Source organism: Nonomuraea sp. NPDC001684 (genome assembly GCF_053596515.1).
In genome coordinates, this window is record NZ_JBSFGJ010000819.1 from 1 (window position 1) to 1,901 (window position 1,901).

At 74.7% G+C, this 1,901-nt stretch carries 2 protein-coding genes and 1 pseudogene; all 3 read right to left on the minus strand.

Features of this window, described 5'->3' with window-relative positions; translation table 11 throughout:
• Positions 1 to 28: 28 nt before the first annotated feature.
• Positions 29 to 835, minus strand: coding sequence for an ABC transporter permease (locus ACWCSD_RS52130; RefSeq protein WP_397157852.1), 807 nt, complete (start codon positions 833 to 835; stop codon positions 29 to 31).
• The gene (locus ACWCSD_RS52135; protein WP_352359971.1) at positions 832 to 1,608 is read right to left on the minus strand and encodes an ABC transporter permease; all 777 of its coding nucleotides are present in this window, start codon (positions 1,606 to 1,608) and stop codon (positions 832 to 834) included. Before ACWCSD_RS52135 ends, ACWCSD_RS52130 begins: the two co-directional genes overlap by 4 nt.
• A pseudogene (locus ACWCSD_RS52140) lies at positions 1,605 to 1,901 on the minus strand (ABC transporter substrate-binding protein); the annotation flags it as partial. The pseudogene ACWCSD_RS52140 and the gene ACWCSD_RS52135, both read right to left, overlap by 4 nt.

Here is a 1,901-nt window from a genome sequence, read left to right on the forward strand (position 1 = left end):
CGAACGCCTGCACGGCCGGGGCTGAACGTCAGGCGCGGGCGTAGCGGCGCAGCAGCCCCCGCTCGGCCGCCAGGAAGATCGAGTTGAGCCCCACGCCGAGCACGCCCAGCAGCACGATCCCGGCCCACATGGCCGGGATGTCGAACTGGCTCTGCGCCTCCAGCAGACGGTGGCCGATGCCCTCGCTGCTGCCGTACAGCTCGGAGATCACCATCATGATCAGCGCCAGCGACACGCTGAGCCGCAGCCCGGCCAGGATCTTCGGCGCGGCCGCGGGCAGGACGACGTGGAACAGGCGGGTGGCCGCCGACAGGCGGAAGACCCGGCCGGTGTCGAGGTAGCCGCGGTCGACGTGGCGGCCGCCGTCCATGGAGTTGATCAGCACGGGCCACACGACCCCGTACACGATCGAGGCGAGCTGCATCGGGGTGCCGATCTTGAACAGCAGCAGGAACACCGGCAGCAGCGCCGCGGGCGGCACCGAGCGGCCGAGGTGCAGCAGCGGCTCGGCCAGCGCCGCCAGCCACTCCAGGCGGCCCAGAGCCAGGCCCAGCGCCACCCCCGCCAGCGCGGCCAGCGCCCAGCCCGCCACCAGCCGCCCGAGGCTGGGCAGCAGGTCGGCGACCGCCTCGTCGGTCAGGAACAGCCGGCCCGGCGAGCCGGAGAACCACATCTCGCGCAGCCGCGCCAGGATCGTGCTGGGCGGCGGGAAGTAGACGGCCGCCGCCCGCCGGGCGACCAGCTCCCACAACGCCGCCACCACGGGCAGCAGCCAGTGGCGGCGCGCCCACCGCCAGACGGTCGTCGCGGCCCCGCCCGGTCCCGGCCGGGTCACGCCGCGACCTGCGCGCGGGCGTGGTGCCAGCGGAACAGCCGCCGCTCGGCCGTGGTGACCAGCAGGTTGGCCGCCAGCCCGAGCAGGCCCGCCCACAGCGTGCCGGCCAGCACCCGGTCGACGTGGTTGGCGCTGCCGGCCTGGAGCAGGAACGTGCCGATGCCGTCGCCGCCCGCGATGAGCTCCACGCTGACGGCGACGATGAGGGTGACCCCGACGGAGATGCGTACGCCGGTGGCGACGAACGGCGCGGCGCTCGGCAGCGAGACCCGCAGCACGACCGCCAGCGGGCCGAAGCCGAAGCTGCGCAGCGTCTCCTTGGCCTGCGGGTCGACGTCGGACAGGCCGTACATGGTGTTGACGAGCAGCGGCCAGCAGCAGGTGTAGACGATCAGCGAGGTCTTGGCGTCGGCGCTGTCGGGGAACAGGAACATGGCCAGCGGGATCAGCGACACCGACGGGATCGGCCGCAGGAACTCCACCAGCGGCCGCGCCGAGCGTTCCACCACCGGCACCGTGCCGAGCAGCAGCCCGGCCGGCACCGCCACCGCGATCGCGATCAGCAGGCCGGCCGCGCAGGCGCCGAGCGTGGCCAGCACCTGCGCGTGGAAGGCGCCGTCGGCCGCCAGCCCGGCCGCGGCGGCCAGGACGTCGGAGGCGTACGGCAGCACCCCGGGGTCGATCAGCCCGGCCCGGCCCGCGGCCTCGGTCAGGACCAGCGCCCCGGCGACCCCCGCCGCCCCGAGGACCAGCCGCCCGCCCCGAGTGATCATTCCAGGCCGGTCGCGATCTGCGTGCCGACGTCGGGCCTGCTCTTCAGGTAGCCGTAGCCGACGAGCAGGTCGGCCAGCTTCTGGAAGCCCTGCCGGGGCGGCTCCATCGAGAAGACGCCGAGCTTCATGGCCGCCGCGCTCGCCGCGTCGATCTGCGTGTACGTCGGGATGACCTCGTCGATCGCCTTGCGGTCGGCGGCGGCGACGGCCTGGGCCTTGGCCAGGGCGCGGTGGAAGGCGGCGGCGGTGCGGGGGTTGGCGGCCAGCCAGGACTCGGACACGCCCCAGCCGTC